Source organism: Vibrio sp. RE86 (genome assembly GCF_013114545.1).
In the GTDB taxonomy this organism is placed as follows: domain Bacteria; phylum Pseudomonadota; class Gammaproteobacteria; order Enterobacterales; family Vibrionaceae; genus Vibrio.
The window spans coordinates 25,805-45,249 of the sequence record NZ_VTXI01000004.1; the positions used below are offsets into that span (position 1 = coordinate 25,805).

Genomic DNA, 19,445 nt, shown 5'->3' on the forward strand with positions numbered 1-19,445 from the left:
AGTGACTAAACACTAACATGCAGACAAGAGACCGCGTGTACATCACTACCCTCAATGCGAGGTTTGGTTTGAGCACATGCCTCAGTTGCTTGTGGGCAACGAGTACGGAATACACAACCTGATGGAGGGCTAATTGGCGAAGGAAGATCGCCTTCTAGCATCTCAATCTTTTTGCTGCGCTCAAGTTTTGGATCTGGGATTGGCACTGCTGACATCAACGCACGAGTGTACGGGTGCTTTGGATCAGCAAATAGCGCGTCAGACTCACCAAGCTCTACGGCATTACCAAGGTACATTACCAACACTCGGTCAGAAATGTGCTTAACAACAGAGAGGTCGTGCGCGATGAATACCAATGAAAGACCTAGCTCTTTCTGAAGTTCTTTCAACAGGTTAACAACCTGAGCCTGAATCGATACGTCAAGTGCTGATACTGGCTCATCACAGATGATCATCTTAGGCTTAAGAATAAGAGCACGAGCAATACCGATACGCTGACACTGACCACCAGAGAACTCGTGTGGGTAGCGGTTGATTACGTTTGGCAGTAGACCAACTTTCGCCATCATCTCTTTAACGCGATCTTTCACTTCCTGCTTAGAAAGCTCAGGGTAGAACGTTTCTAGAGGCTCAGCGATGATGTCACCCACAGTCATACGTGGGTTCAGTGATGCAAGCGGATCTTGGAAAATCATCTGAATTTCTTTGCGCGTTTCACGGCGCTGAACTTCTTGCATCTTAGTTAGATCTTGGCCTAACCACATTACGTCACCGTCTGTCGCTTCAACCAAACCAATGATTGCACGAGCAAATGTTGACTTACCACAGCCAGACTCACCTACTACGCCCAGTGTTTCACCTTCATATAGACGAACATCAACACCATCTACGGCTTTAAGGTTTGCAGGCTTAGACCATGGCCAAGCTGACTTTGACGCAATACTAAAGTGAACTTTAAGATCTTTTACATCTAAGATTAGGTTTTTATCTACACTCATTTTTTCCAAGCCTCCCATTCAGAAAAACATGCACGCTGACGACCATCACCGAATGGAGTCAAAATTGGTGCTTCTTGCTTACAACGGTCCATTACACGGTGACAACGTTCTTGGTAAGGGCAACCTTGCGGTAGACGTAGTAAGTTAGGTGGGTTACCAGGAATCGTTGGTAGAATCTCACCTTCTGTATCCAGACGCGGAATAGCCTTTAGAAGACCTTCAGCGTAAGGGTGGCTTGGGTTGTAGAAAATCTCATCTACTGTGCCGTATTCCATTGTACGACCTGCGTACATCACTAGCACTTTGTCACATGAACCCGCAACAACACCTAGGTCGTGCGTGATCATGATGATCGCAGTATTAAACTCAGACTTCAGTTCGTTCAGAAGGTCCATGATCTGAGCCTGAACGGTTACGTCGAGTGCCGTTGTTGGTTCATCGGCAATCAGAAGCTTAGGACGACATAGCAACGCCATTGCGATCATTACACGCTGACGCATACCGCCTGAGAACTCGTGCGGGTACATAGTAATACGCTTACGAGCTTCTGGGATTTTAACCGCTTCAAGCATGCGTACAGACTCTTCGAATGCTTCCGCTTTACCCATGCCTTTGTGAAGCATAAGCACTTCCATCAGCTGGTCACTTACCTTCATGTAAGGGTTCAGTGACGTCATTGGGTCTTGGAAGATCATTGCGATCTGTTCTGCACGAACTTTGTTTAGCTCTTTTTCAGGAAGGTTCAGAATCTCTTTACCTTCAAACTTAGCACTACCAGAGATAATGCCGTTTTTCGCCAGTAGCCCCATGATAGAGAATACTGTCTGTGACTTACCTGAACCAGATTCACCTACGATACCTAAAGTTTCGCCTTGGTTCAGAGAGAAGTTCAAATCGTTTACTGCGGTTACAATACCATCTTGCGTGGTAAATTCGACGCGCAGATCTTTGACATCTAATAAGCTCATCATTGCTTCCTTAATCTTTATTCTAGATTTTGTAATTGTTTGCTTTCTAGTTATCTGTCTTTTGGATCCAGCGCATCGCGCAGACCGTCACCAACGTAGTTGAAGCAGAATAGAGTCACAACCATGAACGCTGCAGGGAATGCTAGCTGCCAGATTGCTACTTCCATTGTCTGAGCACCTTCTTGTAGAAGTGCGCCCCAACTTGTCATTGGTTCCTGAACACCAAGACCAAGGAATGATAGGAATGATTCAGTCAGAATCATGCTTGGGATTAGAAGCGTTGAGTAAACCGCAACAATACCCAGTACGTTTGGAACGATGTGACGAGTGATGATCTTCCACTTGCTTACACCACAAACGTGTGCTGCTTCGATGAACTCTTTGCTACGTAGGCTAAGTGTTTGACCACGTACAATACGTGCCATATCTAGCCAAGCAATTGCACCGATAGCAACGAAGATAAGAATGATGTTACGACCGAAGAACGTTACTAGTACGATAACTAGGAACATGAACGGTACTGCGTAAAGGATCTCTAGGATACGCATCATGATACGGTCAACTTTACCACCGATGAAGCCTGACGCCGCACCGTAAAGCGTACCAATCAATACCGCTACAAAGGCACCCATTACACCCACCATTAGGGAGATACGGCCGCCAATCAGTGTACGTACATAAAGGTCACGACCTAAGCTGTCGGTACCAAACCAGTGGTCAGCATTAGGGCCGACGTGCATCGCATACCAGTCAGTATCATCGAATGCGTAAGGCGCCATCATCGGTAGGAAGATAACCGCCATTGTCATTATGAAGAGGATAAATAGGCTCACCATCGCCGCTTTGTTACGCATAAAGCGGATGCGAGCGTCTTGCCATAGACTACGACCTTCAATCTCTAAGTTCTCAGAGAATTTCTCAATCGCTTCTAGGTTTTCTTTTTTCGTTAACATAACCAAACGTCCCTGTTAGTAGCGAATTTTCGGGTCAATCATTGCAAGTAGAATATCTACAATCGCGTTGAATAGGATAAATAGGAAACCAATCAGAATGGTTACACCCATTACAAGCGAGTAGTCACGGTTAAAGGCTGCGTTTACGAACAGCTTACCGATACCCGGTAGACCGAAGATCGTTTCGATAACAACCGAACCTGTGATGATACCTACGAACGCTGGGCCCATGTATGAAACAACAGGAAGTAGCGCAGGCTTAAGTGCGTGTTTAAGAATGATGTAACGGTAACTTAGACCTTTCGCACGCGCTGTACGAATGAAGTTACTGTTCAGTGTTTCAATCATCGAACCACGGGTAATACGTGCGAATGTTGCAACGTAAAGCAGTGACATACCGATAACTGGAAGCACGAGATATTTGAAACTACCGTCATGCCAACCACCTGCTGGGAATAAATTCCAGTGAAGAGAGAACAGGTAGATAAGGGCTGGTGCGAGTACGAACGATGGCATTACAACACCAAGCATCGCCGTCGACATGATTGTATAGTCAATCCAGGTGTTCTGCTTCAGAGCGGCAATGGTACCGACTGTGACCCCCATGATTAACGTAAAGATAAAGGCAATAAAACCCACTTTCGCCGATACAGGAAGAGCAACCGAAATTAGCTCATTTACTGTGTAATCAAGGTACTTAAATGAAGGACCAAAATCACCCTGGATAACGTTAGTTAGGTAAGTTGTGTATTGCTCGAATACTGGCTTATCTAGGCCGTATTTTGCCTCGATGTTCGCCATAACTTCTGGTGGTAATGGACGCTCGCTCGAGAATGGGTTACCCGGTGCGAAACGCATGAGAAAGAAAGATACGGTGATCAGAACCAACATGGTTGGGATCGCCTCAAATATCCTTTTAGCGATGAATTTAAGCATAAACTCACTCTTTCAGTCTGTGACAGTTAAAAAATGAAAGGGAACAACTAAATTTCTTCGAATTTAAGTTGTAGAAAGGCACTGCATGCGATTTCTCACATGCAGGCCTGTATTTTTATAGTTCTATCAGTTCAAGAATTACTTGATGATGTAAAGATCTTTAGAGTAGATCTTCTCTTCTGGGTTGTCGCCTGGGAAGCCGCCAACCTTAGGAGATAGTAGACGTGATTTCACGTACTGGTAGATAGGTGCGATAGGCATGTCTTTAGCCATTAGCTTCTCAGCTTCTAGGTAAAGTGCTTGACGCTCTTCATCAGACTTAGCGCCGATCGCTTTAGTCATGATGTCATCGTAAGCTTTGCTATCGTAGTGAACACCACCAGTTGTGTTGTTGCTCTTCATTAGAGTTAGGAAAGATGACGCCTCGTTGTAGTCGCCACACCAACCGGCACGTGCAACTTCGAAGTCACCTGAATCTTTTGAAGATAGGTAAGTTTTCCACTCTTGGTTTTCAAGCGTAACTTGTAGGCCAAGTGTCTTCTTCCACATAGAACCTAGTGCTACAGCAATCTTCTTGTGGTTTTCAGATGTGTTGTAAAGAAGGTTAAACTTAAGTGGGTTATCTTTACCGAAACCTGCTTCTGCTAGTAGCTCAGCTGCTTTAGCGTTACGCTCTTTCTGGCTCATTTGACCGTAAGCTGGCATTTCTGGGTTGAAACCCGCTGTGATCTCTGGAGTTAGGAAGTAAGCTGGTTTCTGACCTTGCGCTAGGATAGCGTCAGTCACGATGTTACGGTCGATAGCGTAAGAGATCGCTTGGCGAACACGTACATCGTCAAATGGTGCTTTCTTCGTGTTGAAGATGTAGTAGTAAGTACACAGGTTGCCTGTTACAGAAACAGATTCGTTGTGTTCTTTCTTCAGACGCTTGAAGTGCTCAACAGGTAGCTCGTTAGTGAAGTCGATTTCACCCGCTAGGAAGCGGTTCATTTCAGCTACTTGGTTTTCAATTGGTAGGAAAGTAACTTGCTCAAGTACTGTCTTGTCGTTGTCCCAGTACTGTTCGTTACGTTTAAGCACTAGACGCTCGTTAACAACCCATTTGTCTACAACAAACGCGCCGTTACCAACGAAGTTTTCTGGCTTAGTCCACTGGTCGCCGTACTTCTCAACAGTTGGTTGGTGTACAGCTTTAACTGTAGTGTGACCCATCATCATTACGAAGTAAGGTACTGCAGTTTCTAGCTCAACCACTAGCGTGTGGTCGTCAACTGCTTTAACACCTAGCTCAGACTTGTCCTTTTTGCCAGCAACGATGTCTTTAGCGTTAACCATCTTGGTGTATTCCATGTACCAAGCGTATGGAGAAGCTGTGTTTGGATCAACCGCGCGCTGGAATGAGTAAACGAAATCACCAGCAGTTACTGGATCGCCGTTTGACCATTTTGCGTCTTTACGTAGGTGGAAAGTGAAAGTTTTGTTGTCTGCAGTTTCCCAAGATTCCGCAACACCTGGGATAGTGTTACCTTCCGCATCTTGGTTCACCAAGCCTTCTAGTAGGTCGCGAATCACGTGAGATTCTGGAACACCTTGAGATTTGTGCGGGTCGATTGTTGCAACTTCAGTACCGTTACCACGAACAAGTTCTTGTTTTGCTGCTAGCTCAGTTCCTGCTGGAACCTCTGCTGCGATAGTTGAAGTAGCGGCCACTGCCAGACCAGCACCTAGAAGAAGGGCTTGAGTGATTTTGTTCTTATACATGTGTAAAACTCCAAGTTTTTCATTTGCATCCATGACTTCTTTGTAAGTTCACTCGAACGGTAGTGATTTAGCTTTATTTAGCTTAAAAAGTGAGCACAAAAAACTAAAACCTTACAAAGATTGCGGCACACATTATCAATCATTGAAGCAATTTGCCATAAAAATGTAGCAAAAAATCGTATAATTCGCTAATTCCATCAACATATTGGTAAAAACATCTATATTTTAGAAAAATACCAGTTGATTAAATCGTCAAATTAGACCGATACAGATTGAAGTGCCATTTAATCTAATAAGACACTTATATGTAGCATCTTATGCTAGATATTGTACGGAAAATTAACAAAAGTTATGCAATATAGTTAACATTAACCTACATTTATCTGCGACAAACTGACGTTCTGTGAACTCTATCACTCGCTGAAACACCACATTGTGCCTTGCTCCCAATATGCATAAAAAAGCGGGAAACTATAGGCGTAATCTGTTTAGGCGGCGGAATGTAATAACTTTGAAAAATGTGAAGGATTGGCTGAACGCCAGATAGCAAAACGCCGCTAATAAAAGCGGCGTTTTAAATGGTGATGCTTGCAATACAAGTCAGCATAACTCGAACGAGCCATCAAAGACTTGCAATACTATTTGCAATATAAGTTCGCATAACATTGCATCGAAAGTCTGCAAATTTGAACAACGACTAAGATTCAAAGTAGTAAATTTACCACGATCCAATTAATCCTCTAGCAGACAGAATCGCTTGGTGATCACAAATATAATCGACATGTGTGTAACAAACTTTTGGACATTTCTGAGTTACGAAATGCCATCTTTGAAGGTTCTGGACAAAATACATTGGAGTAGTTATGTAAACAAATCATGGTTTGAGTAAACTCTGTATCGCGCGTATCCCCCTCGTTTTAAAGGATTACCGACTGCACTACAGCAAGCTTGAAGCTCAACAGAATTATCGAGTAGATCTAAAGTCCTCGTCGATGGATCCTAACTCAAACCAGAATATCGACAAGTTTTCATCTAAATGATACGTGTAACCCATTAAAGCGTCTCCCATAACTGCCAGTTCATGAATTTTATTAAAATAACCATCACCAATCAGACATTCTCCACATTGACGATGGAATCCATCCCTCTCATCAAAAGGAGTCGCGATGTTTAGATTCGATTCTTGAGTTTCAAATTCTGATTGTACAGACACATAGAATCTGTAATCTCCTGCTTGCATATTTTGACAAGGCAAATGATATGTATCAGTCCTATTCCCACCACTGGCACTAACATAACCAAAACCATCAGGATTGTTGAAATCAATGATTTTGTCTCTGGTGACATCTTCAATTTCATTGGCGGCTTCTAGGACATGAAAATCTTTGTCAGGATTTTCATTCAAAGTATAAGTTAACCTTACTCCGCCAGTTCCGAACTCTTTTACTACTTCGGCGTCAAAGTACAAAGACTTATAGTGCTCCAGAATATCATCTGTGATTTTATTGCGTGATTCACTACCAGATGCCATGTATGAATCAACAAAGCCATGTTTGGTCCAATCCTCATCACCAACTCCTTCGAGGCTTGTATTTGGAGGTAATATAGTGGGGTCGATTAAACGTTGAACTAAAACCAGTAAGTCGCCATATAGTGTCGTGTGAGACCCTCCGCCAGCTACATAGTCTGCGGGGCTGGCCACTGCCACTACCCCCAGCTAGGTTTATGAATATCTGCCAATAGGTTATATGCTTGGTTTGCAAAAAAATTTCCTTGAGAATGCGCAACCACTAATACCTTACGTCCTTGAGAAATGTCTTGGCTATAATCAATTATGTGCTGTGCTAAGTCAGAGGGTTCAACAGACAAGGACTTTATGTATTCCTCTAGCTCGCTTGTGGCGTAAGACTGAACCTCATCTGGGACAGGCTGTAAACCACTCAGCATTTCCCAAACTGTATCGAACTTTAAGCTGTATTTTTGAACTATCGCTTCAATTAAATCTCCGCCAAACCCATCCGTTTTATTCTTAGCAAACTTATAGTCAACATACCCTTCTAACATAGTTCTTTCTACTTGGGGATCAAGAGCAGCTATCAACGCAGTGATGCTTTTTCATTGTCAGTAGACAGCACCCCATTTCCATAATATACAGACAACCCAACACTACATGTTTCAACTTCGAGGCTTTGTGCACTTGAACTAAATAGCGCTAATATGACAAACAAACCAACAGGTCTTATCGTCTCCTTAGTGCGGCTCCTTCTACATTGTTGACATCAAATGCACAAGATGTAGACATATCCTCAGATGTAACACTCGGTAGTGATTTCCCTGCCAATTGTTCCTCTGCTCTAAAGTATGCCTGAGTCCTTTCTCGCGTGTTGTTCATCATCGACTTAACTTTCGATGCTCTTTTCGAAGAGGATTCAAAATCATTTGTAACGTAGAACATACACATAAATGATTTTTGAAAGTCTATAAAATTTTGAATCGATTTTTCCTCAGAGTATGAATCAATCAGCATCCGTTGCTGGACTTCTGCATATTTCATAACGGATAGTTTGATTGCCTCATTGTCTGCATGAGCTATAGCTATATAACGCTGCACATCGTCACGAACCCCGTCATTGTCGCTATCTATTCCTTCGAGAGTGGCGTTGTTGTCATCTGGGTCTGGTTCTGGCGGCAAATCAACCAATGCAGGGTCTTCTACATTAATTACAATCTTTAAAGGTGGAGTTAATGCTATGGTTTTATTCTCGTCTTTCAGAACCAATAACTGTAGCTCCCCTACTTGGGTACCTACTTGACTATCTGATTCAGGGAATATCACCAACTTGATGGAGTACTCAGTGTTCGGAACCGGCTCAGCAATCTCATTAGGAGAAACAGTAACCATCTCACTTAACTCGTCACTAAGTTTAAAACCTACGTTAGCTACCTTTGGCAAATTGCTAATGGTTAGTTCCACTTCTTCCTTGTCTAAAACTGAAACATCTACTTCTACATTTGCATCTGACCATTCTATTTCTGGGTAGCAGCCAACTAACACGATCAATGACACATACATCACAACTAATTTGCGCATAAATAAGTTCCTACAAATTTCGGTCAATATAACCGTAGTTTCATATTGTGTATTTGCCCATATATATGTGTAAGCATTCTTTATAGGTGGCAGTAAAAACGTCCCTTTTGACCGCTTTTTAATCACAATTCCTCGCGATTAAGAGACATGGTTAGACCGTAACCATCAAGGATTGTTTATAGTGGGTTAGCACATTTGGCTACATAGTTAGACTTTTTAACATGAGGAAAAAACCTAAAACGCGCGATTTATTATCAAGTTCGATCTGATGCTAGCGAAGTTTAGAGCAGAATTGAGTTATCTACAGGATGGGTAAATGTGAGTCATGACACCTTGCCGTTTCGTCACTCCTTATTCGATTTCCTCTAGTAATACCAATATAGGGTCGTTACTAAAGTTAGGTCAAATGGCACGCTATAGTTTGATGTGGAGAATAGCTGCAAGCGCGGAATGGGGCATTTTCGAGCTAGAAAATGCCATGTGTTTGTGTACCTTTATTTGTGGTCAAAGAGCATCCAAACTCACTCTTTGGTGAGCAATACTCAATACGACCTACAACATTCTATGGAATTTTGCTACTACCTACGCACAAAAGAAAAACCATCAAGCCGAAGCTCAATGGTTTCGATTATTATCTGCTTGTTCAGCAGTTAGGTTGCGTTCTTCCAGACCTACTCTTAGCTGCCTATGCGGCAGGACACAAAGAGCTCGGCATAGCTACTCAATTCGTCACTTTCCTTAGCTACCTATGCTGCAGGACACCGTAAAATATAGCCTCTAACCTTCTGACTCTGCGTGCTTAAAGTCACAATTCACCAAAATACCCTTTTTCTTCTTACTTCTGTAAGTTCCTGTTTTTACTTCTCTCAAAAAGAGCTTTAGAAAAAGGGTCAAAAACGTAACTCAGGTACCGTCCCTCTTCTTTCTTGATTGGTTGCTAAACCATAGCTGTTAAAGTTTGCTGCAACGCAATCACCAACAAGCTCTTTTTGCACAAACAAAATATAATATTGGTCTGATGAACCGCTGGAGATTGGTATTCGATGGAAGCTATCGACAACACGCTCTTCATTAGTGACTGGTAATGATGAACCAGCACCAGATAATTCGGCTCTAGCCATACTACGTTTGATTCGTCGCTTCTTGGACCCCAGAAAGTTTTTTCCGATCGTTTGGTTACGAACAAACCTCACCTCAACCGCAGTGTCTGGCACTTCACATACACTGAAGATATCAAATTACAGATGTTGTGTACGTGAGATGATTTCTTGGTTTGGTCGAACATAGCAAAATCACTTTTGTTGTAAACCTACAACAAAAAATAGACTATGAAGACTTATGGTGCAAATATGAAGAAAGCCTGCAATTTATGCGAACATATATTGCAGGCTTCAAATGGGTGGAAGCCCCAGCCACATCCCGGCACACAAGTCACTTGCTGCGGCTGCTTCCTTCCGGACCTGACCGAGTTCACGAGCTATTGTTGCGGGAGGACCAGGGCCTCCATAGATTCTGTTTTCTTAGCGTCGCTAAGAAGTGATGAGGATTATCAAGTATCCTTAGGGGGATTTCAAGTGAAACCACCAATAAAACTCACCTTTTCGATTCAACTGCTTATCGAGTAACCATTATTATAGGTAGTGAACCACATTATCGTCTGAACCTTCGTGTATCGAGGCCTTTACCGCCTGCTTATTCCGATACATTGCATGGTCTGCATCCGTCAGTACCTCTTGTAGTGTCATTAACCGACTGCGAGACTCTGAGACCCCCATCGCCAAAGAGACAACAAATTGATGCTTTTTATCATGCGAAACGAATTCAACGCTCGACAATGAATCCAGTAACGTCGCTAATCGACCTTCTTTAATTCGACCGACCAACACGAATTCATCCCCACCGATTCGGTACCCACGTTTTTTCCAGTGCTTTTCAATATGCTTGGCGACTGCAATCAGCACTTGGTCTCCTACGTCGTGACCATGGGTATCATTGATTATTTTGAACTTGTTGACATCTAAATAGATCAACACATCATTTGAATAAACGCCATTGCGATAGTTTTGGTTCAACGCTCGGCGATTCTTCAAGCGAGTTAACGGGTCGGTATTTGACTGACTGTGTAAATACATCGCGATGATAATCAAAAATGTCATCGCCAGTACGAACAGTATTTGGCTGTTTTGCGAGTACAACTTCTCGGCTTGAAGGGTCGCTTTCCAATTTGGTCGTGAGTCATACTGTTCGATTAAGCGCTCTGTATCAACCATGGTGAGCGCCTGACTGAACAAACCAGCCAACCTCTCTCCTTCTAAGGTTTTTGCAAAGCCAATCGCAATTTGATTTTGATAAAAGCTACCAATGCTTCTATCTTCCGCAAGTGCTACCCAGCGGCTCTCATTGCGGATTGCTTGATTATAATTTTGGCGGCTAAGCGCAGTGTAGTCGATGTCGCCATCAAGTAACGCGTCCAACAAAGACTCCATATTCGAATACTGCTTAATGGCCTTATTGGGAAGCATCTGCTCTAGCAAGTTTTGAAAAAAGTCTTCTTTTATTACGCCTATCTCTTCAGTAATAAGTTCAGACACGTTTCTATACACTTGATCGTTGTACCCTTCCCTTTTAATCAGAATGACTTCGGGGAAATAGTAAGGCGTGCTGAAGTTAACTAATGCTTTGCGCGATTCCAAAATAGCAACGGGCGCAAGAATGTCAATTTGGTTGTCAATTAAGCTTTGGTACATGCTTTCCCATGTTTCATCCGCTTGGCTTACAACCTGACACTTCAACAACAAAATCTGGCAGCTTTCCATAACCGCATCAGCACTAATGCCAGTCACCTCTCCATTTTCATGGTAAATCGCAAACTGACCTATATTTTCAAACTTAACCTTGTAAGGGCGTGTTAAATCAATCCCACTTTCTAAAACTGTTTTTCTTAATGCCTGTTGGCGCAACTCGAATTGATACGCTTCTACGTTCTCGCGAAGCTCTTTTTGTACTTCTGCTGTATGTGCGAAAGATTCGATCTGTTTTAGAAAGACTGAGTGCTTGTTTTTGGGTACCACGATCGCCACAGGTAAAATTGGCACTTGATGATTGAGGACTTGAGCATCCCAACCGGCCAGTAGCATTGGCTTTAACTGATTGATTGCATCAATTACCCCATCAACCTGCCCTGTTTGAAGCAACTCTTTTGCTTCTGCATGACCACGGTAATTCAGCTGGCGCACGTCAGGATAGTAGCGACTGACTAACTCACCATAGATCGTCCCCTTAGGAACACCGACGGTCTCAACCTCTTCAAGCGTGGTGCCATTTTGACTAAATAAATAGGTATATTCGATATTGGTTGGACTTGAATAGTCTAAGTACTCTGCCCTTTCTTCCGTATAGGTCACGTTCGCGGCAAAATCACTCTCTCCAGTCTTAACACCATTTAAAATCGCGTTAAAACTTGGGTAGTAAACATAGTGAATGGTGACGTCAAACTCTGTTGCTACTGCATCGAAAAGAGTACGAGTAACAATGTCATCCTCTTCCATTGCTACTTTGTAGATAGTGTTTGCTTGTACCGAGACCGACAAAAGCAAAGCAACAGCCAAGCCTAATAGTCTCTGGAAATGAGCCATCTGAGTTGTTGTCCTTTTAGAGTGTTTATAGCGGCTCTGAGGCCACTTTTATTTAAATAATATTTCTTACCCACATAGTAACATTTACATGGCTAATTAAAAAACAACATCCCGTTACTTAAATCTATGCGTCATGCTCCTCTTCAACACTTCTAAGGATATAATCCGTCATCCATGCGGTGCCAAGTAAGCATATCCAGACGACAAAGACAGGGTTGGGCACTTCAATATTAGGCGCAACAACCAACGCAGCAAACCCCACTGTCGGTAATGTCCAACACAGTAATTTGCTCCAACGAAACGTTTTGAGTTTAGAAAGACTTTCCATAGAAGCCATAATACCGGTAATACACAATGCGACTAAGACTGCATAAGAGAGATCCGCCGCCCACAATGGCACAATGAGCGCCAATGCCCACCAGCTATGTTTGCTTGATGGTTTCCAATGGGAAGCTGACCACCAGATAACGATAACGGCAAGAGTTTGAACTACGGTAATCATTGGTTCACCCGCTAGCTTATCTCCTGCTTGAGTCACCATAATTCCGACCATCAAGGTCGTTACAATTAATCCACTGGTCACGACAACGGCCATACTACTTCGTCTTGAGAAAGCGACCATCAATAGTGGGAAGAGAATCCATAAACTTACAGATAAAGTGATTGGTTGATAAGGCAGTGTTAAACCATAGGTGGTCATCGCAGCCATCAAAATAAGCCCGACTATGCCCCCTTGTGGGAAGATCCACAAAGCAGGTATCATCAAGGCAAGCACAGGAATATCTCCCTCGCTCAAACTGATCGCTCGCGCACAAACGGCAGCTAACAATGTTGTGATTAAGAATTGAAATGTAGAAAATAGCATGCCCTCTCCTTATCCATTCCTTGGAAATCTGTACTAGGACAACATCATTATGGACCAGTTTTTAATGCAAATCTTTGCAGTAATTCACCAAATTCCTCTTGGAAAAGTCAGTACTTACGGAGAGATCGCAAAACTCGCAGGTTACCCCGGGTACGCACGCCACGTTGGCAAAGCACTAAGTAACTTACCATCTGAAACCAAACTACCTTGGTTTAGAGTGATAAATAGTCAGGGAAGGATTTCATTAAGAGGGGAGGATTTGGTGCGTCAAAGAGAAGCTCTCATTAACGATGGAATCGAAGTCACACCAGATGGGAAAGTGAAGCTGGGTAAATATCGATGGCAGCCCTAGTGCTACCATCGATAATCAGATTTTAATTAGCAACACCAATCAGGCGAAGGTCTACTGTATTTGTTTGTTCACTATCCGTCACGACTGGGTATGATGTGTCCGTGATAAAACGCAATTTACCGTCCACTTCAATGCGAGCACTCACGCTGTAACGATGGCGCTGCTCAATTTTCTTTGGGTCATACGCTAAATCGAATTGAAACGGCACTTGTGCTCCTGCGGTTTCAAAACGATGTTTTGCGATAATTTTTGCAGGTGCGTCCGCCAAAGACACATCTTGGAGCGTAATTGTCACAACTGCGTCGTCAGGTAGCGCAATACGCTCACGATAAGCTAACGTGCCTGTTACCGACTCTACTTTTGGTTGTTCCACTTCTACAGGCTCTGATTGACAGCCAACTAGAGCAATACCCAGTACTACTGATGAAACGAACGCTAATGCTTTTTTCATGAAGCCTACCTATTATAAGCAATTAAATTTATAGAAATTATAATTAGGCGGTTAATCATTGTCATCGCCAACGGCAAGATCTTTACGCGAATCTAACGGTAAGTTAGCGATCTTGACCTAAAATTAAACGTCTGTTTGAATTTTCCTACAACTTCGTGGATCATTCCTATAAAGGATCTAATAAGGTAGCCAACATGAGCAAACCTCTTAGTGAGTTATTAAACTTACTGCAACTAGAAAAACTTGAAGAAGGTCTATTCAGAGGCCAAAGTGAAAACTTAGGGCTGCCTCAGGTCTATGGTGGCCAAGTGATTGGTCAGGCACTCTCTGCTGCACGTTACACAGTTGCTGACGATCGCACCGTACACTCGTTTCATAGTTACTTTCTCTACCCTGGCGACCCAGAAAAGCCGATCATTTATGATGTAGAAAATTTGCGCGATGGTCGTAGCTTTAGTACTCGCCGAGTGAAAGCGATTCAAAACGGTCGCCCAATCTTCTATCTCACCGCCTCTTACCATGGTGATGCTCCAGGGTTTGAGCACCAAAATACCATGCCTGATGTCCCTGGGCCTGAGAACTTTGCGTCTGAGTCAGAACTGGCCGAAAAAATTGCTCATCACTTGCCAGAAAAACTGCGTAAAACTTTCTGTGGTGAGAAACCCATCGAGATGCGCCCTGTGAAAGTGGTCAACCCATTAAAGCCTCACAAAGAAGAAGCAAAGCAGTACCTTTGGATAAAGGCCAATGGCGACATGCCAGACAACCAACTCATTCATCAATACTTGCTTGGTTACGCATCAGACTGGGGATTCTTAGTCACTGCGCTTCATCCACATGGTGTCTCTTTAATGACGCCAAAATTCCAAGTGGCTACCATAGACCATTCAATTTGGTTCCACAGACCGTTCAAGATGGACGACTGGCTGCTCTACGTTATTGAGAGCCCAACCGCGAGCAATACACGCGGCCTCGTTCGCGGTGAAATCTACAACCGAAGCGGCGAACTTGTTGCTTCTGCGGTACAAGAAGGTGTCATGCGCTTTACAGAGTAAGGGCACTCTCAAACATTAAAGCCGATAGATCTCGGCTTTAATGTTCGTGCCCATGTGAACGTTCAATACTAAATCCACTAAAACTTGTATCGACATTGCCTTTAAAGCAGTTAATAACCCAAGGAAAACTGTCTGTCACATAGTAGCCATACTGCCCATTGACGGTCATTCCATTACATTCGTCTAAGTCCCCCAACCCAGCCGAATATTCCCAGTCACCGCGAAACTGACCATCATAGTTACTGCTTACAACATTGCCACCAATCACAGGTGCCGTGTAACCGCCTTCATCGACACGAGCGCCACTTCTTAACTGATAACTTGATGTCGCTTTTCGAACTTGATTACTGCCACTATCAACAAAGCAGCTACCAAATACAGGGAACCCATCCGCAGCAAACCCTATGACTGGTGAAGCTTCACCCCCTGCGCAATCTTGGACAAACATAGCGACAGGGTTTCCGTGGTAATGATACTCGCCAGTGGGCTGAACGTGAGCGTTGTGCTGATCAGTGCCGAAACCATTGAGTGAAGACATAGGGTCGTAACGCCATGGATTGTTTATCTCACTCTGGCCACACCCAGTACGTTCATCGCCAACTCCATAACAAGCCGCAGCTAGCAAATCTACTTTTACACCGTTGAGAAATATCGCTTCGGTTGTGCCTAAACTTAAATCCGTCGTTGAGCCAGCAATGACAGGAGAAGCGGTAAACTCATAGTAGGACGATTGCTCAGTCACATTGGTTGCGAATGAGGCAGTAGCGTCATTAAAGTCATGATTAGGGATAGCATTTGATTGAACGACACACTTTGAGCCTGCGGCAGTAATTTGCGTCTGACCGTTAAAAACTAAAGTGCGTTGAAGATCGTTAACATTAGAAAAGAAACTTCCTAGATACTGAGCACAATCACCAGATCGATTGGTAAACACCTGATTGGTAATATCAGTCCCTGTTGTATCCGTACTTTCTGAACCTGAATCGTCGCCTCCGTTACAGCCGACAAGCGAAACTAGAATGACTGGTGTAACAGTTTTCATCACTGAAAAATGAGCGCTCATTACATTCACCTTTTTTATAAAACTTAAGCATTAGATTAGTATCGTAGAGGTGAATGGGAAATAGCTTTACCTCAATTTACATTGGCATACATTATTTTACGTATCGCATATCGGTAGTGCTGTAGTGTATTTGAGTGGCTCCATAGCAAACGTTGAGGTGACATTCGAGATCCCTTCAACTGAATTGACGAGCTTTTTGTAGAAGTGGTCAAAACACTGCATATCTTTCACCAAAACTTTCATCATGTAGTCATACTCACCTGCCATGCGGTAGAACTCCATCACCTCAGGAAACTCTGACGCCGTCGACACAAAGCGGCTATACCATTCGTGAGAGTGATCACTGGTTTTCACTAAGACAAATGCCGTAAAAGACAAGTCGAGTTTTTCTGGATTGAGCAAAGCAACGCGCTTTTGGATTACTCCCGCTTCTTCCAACTTTTTAAGGCGTTTCCAGCAAGGGGTCGTCGTCAGATTGACCGCCTCAGCAAGATCATTCAGCGACAAAGTCCCATCATTTTGCAATAGGTCGAGTATTTTTCGATCAATCTTATCCAATTCAATTTCCATACTAGTCACTTTGGAGAAAATATTTCTACAAATAAAGCAAATTACAGTATAAATAGCAAAGTTTTTCTCTCGTTAAATAGGTAGATTTATAACATAACGATTCTAAGGAGAAACCCTATGTGTACTGACCATAACTGGATTAACAACGCTGTCCGTAAGATTGAAGCCGACTACCAACGTAGTGCGGATACTCACCTAATCAAGCTTGATCTACCAAGTATCGACGGTATCGATGTTTACCTAAAAGATGAAAGTACACACCCAACGGGATCGTTAAAGCACCGTCTAGCACGTTCGCTATTCTTATACGCGATCTGTAACGGTTGGGTTGGTCCTGAAACCACGATCATTGAGTCTTCTTCGGGTAGTACTGCGGTTTCTGAAGCTTATTTCGCTCGCTTACTAGGTCTACCTTTTATTGCCGTTATGCCAAAATGCACTGCTCGCAAGAAAATTGAACAGATCGAATTTTATGGCGGTCAAGCTCACCTTGTTGATCGCTCTGATCAAATCTATGCAGAGTCACACCGTCTAGCTAAAGAACTAAACGGTCACTACATGGATCAGTTTACTTACGCTGAACGTGCCACTGACTGGCGTGGTAACAACAACATTGCCAACTCTATCTTTAGCCAAATGGAGATGGAAGACCATCCTGTTCCTGCGTGGATTGTCATGAGCCCAGGTACAGGTGGTACATCTGCGACTATTGGCCGCTTTATTCGTTACCAACAACACAACACCAAGCTCTGTGTTGTAGACCCTGAGAACTCAGTGTTCCATGACTACTTCAAAACAGGTAATAAGAACTTAACAGGTAACTGTGGCAGTAAGATCGAAGGCATTGGTCGTCCACGCGTCGAACCTAGCTTCATTCCTGGTGTTGTTGATGAAATGCGAACTGTACCTGATGCAGCTTCAGTCGCAACTGCGCATTGGTTAGAAAAAATTCTTGGCCGTAAGGTCGGCGCATCAACCGGCACAAACCTTTACGGTGTGCTGCAGTTGGCAAGTGAAATGAAACAGCGCGGTGAGAAAGGTTCAATTGTCACATTACTATGTGATAGTGGTGAACGTTACCTAGACACATACTACAACCCTGAATGGGTCAAAGAAAATATTGGTGACTTGCAGCCATACCTAACCAAGCTGGAAGTGTTCGAGACAACTGGCCAAATCAACGAATAATACCAATCGGGATAAATAGGTGATCAAATAATCACAACGTCAGCACTGGCTTAAACAAAAACCGCGACTTCTAGTCGCGGTTTTCTTTTCATGAGCGGCTTATTTCTTTTGGCGCGCTTCGAACGCAGCCAATTGCTCTGGTGTCGCTTTTGGCTGATGGTTTTGCTTCCACTCATCGTAAGTCATGCCGTAAACACGTTCACGAGCATCATCAATATCTAAATCATGGCCTTGGTTGTCAGCTTCCGCCTTGTACCACTTACTAAAACAGTTTCGGCAAAAGCCCGCTAGGATCATCAGGTCAATGTTTTGCACATCCTTATTTTCATCTAAGTGTGCAAGCAAACGACGAAATGCCGCTGCGTCGAGTTTGTCTTGTTCTTCTTGTGAAAGGTTTTTGTATTTAAATTCAGCCACTTTACGTACCTTATTGTTATATCGTTTTCCATCTCTATCCTAACAAGGGATCCTTGCTAGGCTCAAATACAAAAACGCCCAAGTGGTTAACTCGGGCGTTTGTATAATTAAGATGAGCGATTAGCCTTGGATGCCAACAATCAACCATGGTGCATTCGGTGCAGTCAGGTCACGCTCTAGATGCCAGATATCGGTAATATCTTCTTCGACACCTTCAGCTGCATCACGGTAACGACCACTGAATTGCAAGCTAAGCTGAGCTTTAGTCGCGTCATGATCAGCACGAACAATTTCCGCATCAACGTACATAACTTCAGTGTGCTGGTCGCCATCTAGCTTAGCTCGCTCAGACTTAAGGTCTTCAAACAAGCTTGCTGATACGTACTCTTCAATGGTGTCTAGTTGGTTGTGGTTCCACGCACCTTGCAGGGTACGGTAGTGCTCACGTGAACCGTTGATAAACGCCGCTTGGTCGAAACCCGGTGGGTAGTTATGTGGTACATCACTTTGTGCACCGAACCCGAACCCACCACTTTGAGGCGCATTTTGTGGCTGTTCAAAGTTTTGAACATTTGGCTGTTCAAATTTAGGCGATTGTCCGCCAAACGCAGGCTGCTGACGTTGCTGGTTCATACTGCCCTGTTTAGCTCCAAGCATTGAACGCATCAGCTTGAAGATTACAAATGCAATAAGACCCATGATCAGAATATCCATAAATTGGATACCTTCAAATGCGCCGCCGAAGAACGCAGCTAGCAAGCCACCAGCAAGTAGACCACCAAGCAGACCGCCCATTAGGCCTTTCTTGCTTGAGCTTTGCGTTTTGTTTGTTTGATCTTTACCAATCGTATTGGTGTTTTGTTGCTGTTGTTTAGGTGCAGGCGCCGTCTTAAAGCTTTTGCCAAAAGATTTACCGCCACCAAACTTTTTAGCCTCAGCGATTGGGGTAATCGCCACCGAGACCATCAGCAGTGCAACAAGGGAAAAAAGTCGTTTCATGTTGTGCCTTTTGTTTCTATCAAGGTAATGAATTTATACTTATCTAGTCATAGTAACGCTAGCCCGTCTATATTCAAAATAAAACGTTTCATATACATGTATCAGAATATTGCAAATAATAGCTATGTCAGTTGACGCTAGAC

Annotated in this window: 18 protein-coding genes, 1 other RNA gene and 1 pseudogene; 3 read left to right on the top strand and 17 right to left on the bottom strand. The window is 43.4% G+C overall.

Going from position 1 to position 19,445, the window contains the following annotated elements; genetic code table 11:
* Positions 1-5 precede the first annotated feature (5 nt).
* The 12 genes and pseudogenes from oppF to F0231_RS05375 all read right to left on the bottom strand — a co-directional run bounded on the left by oppF (position 6) and on the right by F0231_RS05375 (position 13,207).
* Positions 6-998 (bottom strand): murein tripeptide/oligopeptide ABC transporter ATP binding protein OppF, encoded by a 993-nt coding sequence (gene oppF / locus F0231_RS05320; protein ID WP_301337897.1) that lies wholly within the window; start codon positions 996-998, stop codon positions 6-8.
* Entirely contained in the window at positions 995-1,966 is a 972-nt protein-coding gene (locus F0231_RS05325) for an ABC transporter ATP-binding protein (protein ID WP_253825734.1), read from the bottom strand. Before F0231_RS05325 ends, oppF begins: the two co-directional genes overlap by 4 nt.
* A gap of 50 nt (positions 1,967-2,016) precedes the next feature.
* The gene (oppC, locus tag F0231_RS05330; protein WP_171758688.1) at positions 2,017-2,919 is read right to left on the bottom strand and encodes an oligopeptide ABC transporter permease OppC; all 903 of its coding nucleotides are present in this window, start codon (positions 2,917-2,919) and stop codon (positions 2,017-2,019) included.
* A 15-nt stretch (positions 2,920-2,934) separates the two neighbouring features.
* The gene (oppB, locus tag F0231_RS05335) at positions 2,935-3,855 is read right to left on the bottom strand and encodes an oligopeptide ABC transporter permease OppB (protein WP_126573324.1); all 921 of its coding nucleotides are present in this window, start codon (positions 3,853-3,855) and stop codon (positions 2,935-2,937) included.
* 138 nt (positions 3,856-3,993) lie between these two features.
* Positions 3,994-5,616 (bottom strand): ABC transporter substrate-binding protein, encoded by a 1,623-nt coding sequence (locus F0231_RS05340; RefSeq protein ID WP_171758689.1) that lies wholly within the window; start codon positions 5,614-5,616, stop codon positions 3,994-3,996.
* Between the two features lie 964 nt (positions 5,617-6,580).
* Entirely contained in the window at positions 6,581-7,318 is a 738-nt protein-coding gene (locus F0231_RS05345) for a hypothetical protein (RefSeq protein ID WP_171758690.1), read from the bottom strand.
* A gap of 5 nt (positions 7,319-7,323) precedes the next feature.
* Positions 7,324-7,680 (bottom strand): hypothetical protein, encoded by a 357-nt coding sequence (locus F0231_RS05350; RefSeq protein ID WP_171758691.1) that lies wholly within the window; start codon positions 7,678-7,680, stop codon positions 7,324-7,326.
* Positions 7,681-7,855: 175 nt separating this feature from the next.
* Positions 7,856-8,707 carry a hypothetical protein gene (locus F0231_RS05355; protein ID WP_171758692.1) on the bottom strand — a complete coding sequence of 284 codons (852 nt, stop codon included), beginning with the start codon at positions 8,705-8,707 and terminating at the stop codon, positions 7,856-7,858.
* 890 nt (positions 8,708-9,597) lie between these two features.
* Positions 9,598-9,945: pseudogene (gene cas6f / locus F0231_RS05360) on the bottom strand (type I-F CRISPR-associated endoribonuclease Cas6/Csy4); the annotation flags it as partial.
* Between the two features lie 165 nt (positions 9,946-10,110).
* Positions 10,111-10,207, bottom strand: an RNA gene (ffs, locus tag F0231_RS05365) — signal recognition particle sRNA small type.
* Positions 10,208-10,338: 131 nt separating this feature from the next.
* A complete protein-coding gene (locus F0231_RS05370) occupies positions 10,339-12,342 on the bottom strand; it encodes a GGDEF domain-containing protein (RefSeq protein WP_171758693.1) in 2,004 nt (667 codons plus the stop codon).
* A 124-nt stretch (positions 12,343-12,466) separates the two neighbouring features.
* Positions 12,467-13,207, bottom strand: a complete 741-nt coding sequence (locus F0231_RS05375; RefSeq protein WP_171758694.1) for a hypothetical protein — start codon at positions 13,205-13,207, stop codon at positions 12,467-12,469.
* 49 nt (positions 13,208-13,256) lie between these two features.
* Here F0231_RS05375 and F0231_RS05380 point away from each other — a divergent pair, with 49 nt between their 5' ends.
* Positions 13,257-13,559 carry an MGMT family protein gene (locus F0231_RS05380; protein ID WP_171758695.1) on the top strand — a complete coding sequence of 101 codons (303 nt, stop codon included), beginning with the start codon at positions 13,257-13,259 and terminating at the stop codon, positions 13,557-13,559.
* Between the two features lie 22 nt (positions 13,560-13,581).
* Here F0231_RS05380 and F0231_RS05385 read toward each other — a convergent pair whose 3' ends face one another.
* Positions 13,582-14,010, bottom strand: coding sequence for a YbaY family lipoprotein (locus tag F0231_RS05385; RefSeq protein ID WP_171758696.1), 429 nt, complete (start codon positions 14,008-14,010; stop codon positions 13,582-13,584).
* Positions 14,011-14,204: 194 nt separating this feature from the next.
* Here F0231_RS05385 and tesB point away from each other — a divergent pair, with 194 nt between their 5' ends.
* Positions 14,205-15,065 carry an acyl-CoA thioesterase II gene (gene tesB / locus F0231_RS05390; protein ID WP_171758697.1) on the top strand — a complete coding sequence of 287 codons (861 nt, stop codon included), beginning with the start codon at positions 14,205-14,207 and terminating at the stop codon, positions 15,063-15,065.
* Positions 15,066-15,102: 37 nt separating this feature from the next.
* Here tesB and F0231_RS05395 read toward each other — a convergent pair whose 3' ends face one another.
* A complete protein-coding gene (locus F0231_RS05395; protein ID WP_253825730.1) occupies positions 15,103-16,128 on the bottom strand; it encodes a YHYH protein in 1,026 nt (341 codons plus the stop codon).
* Between the two features lie 96 nt (positions 16,129-16,224).
* Entirely contained in the window at positions 16,225-16,698 is a 474-nt protein-coding gene (locus tag F0231_RS05400) for an Lrp/AsnC family transcriptional regulator (protein WP_171758698.1), read from the bottom strand.
* 117 nt (positions 16,699-16,815) lie between these two features.
* On the opposite strand from F0231_RS05400, the gene F0231_RS05405 reads away from it, so the two are divergent.
* The gene (locus F0231_RS05405) at positions 16,816-17,886 is read left to right on the top strand and encodes a PLP-dependent cysteine synthase family protein (RefSeq protein WP_171758699.1); all 1,071 of its coding nucleotides are present in this window, start codon (positions 16,816-16,818) and stop codon (positions 17,884-17,886) included.
* Positions 17,887-17,985: 99 nt separating this feature from the next.
* Here F0231_RS05405 and F0231_RS05410 read toward each other — a convergent pair whose 3' ends face one another.
* The gene (locus F0231_RS05410) at positions 17,986-18,303 is read right to left on the bottom strand and encodes a DUF1244 domain-containing protein (protein ID WP_171758700.1); all 318 of its coding nucleotides are present in this window, start codon (positions 18,301-18,303) and stop codon (positions 17,986-17,988) included.
* A 120-nt stretch (positions 18,304-18,423) separates the two neighbouring features.
* Complete coding sequence (locus F0231_RS05415; RefSeq protein ID WP_171758701.1) at positions 18,424-19,302, bottom strand: Tim44 domain-containing protein; 879 nt, start codon at positions 19,300-19,302, stop codon at positions 18,424-18,426.
* Positions 19,303-19,445: the final 143 nt, after the last annotated feature.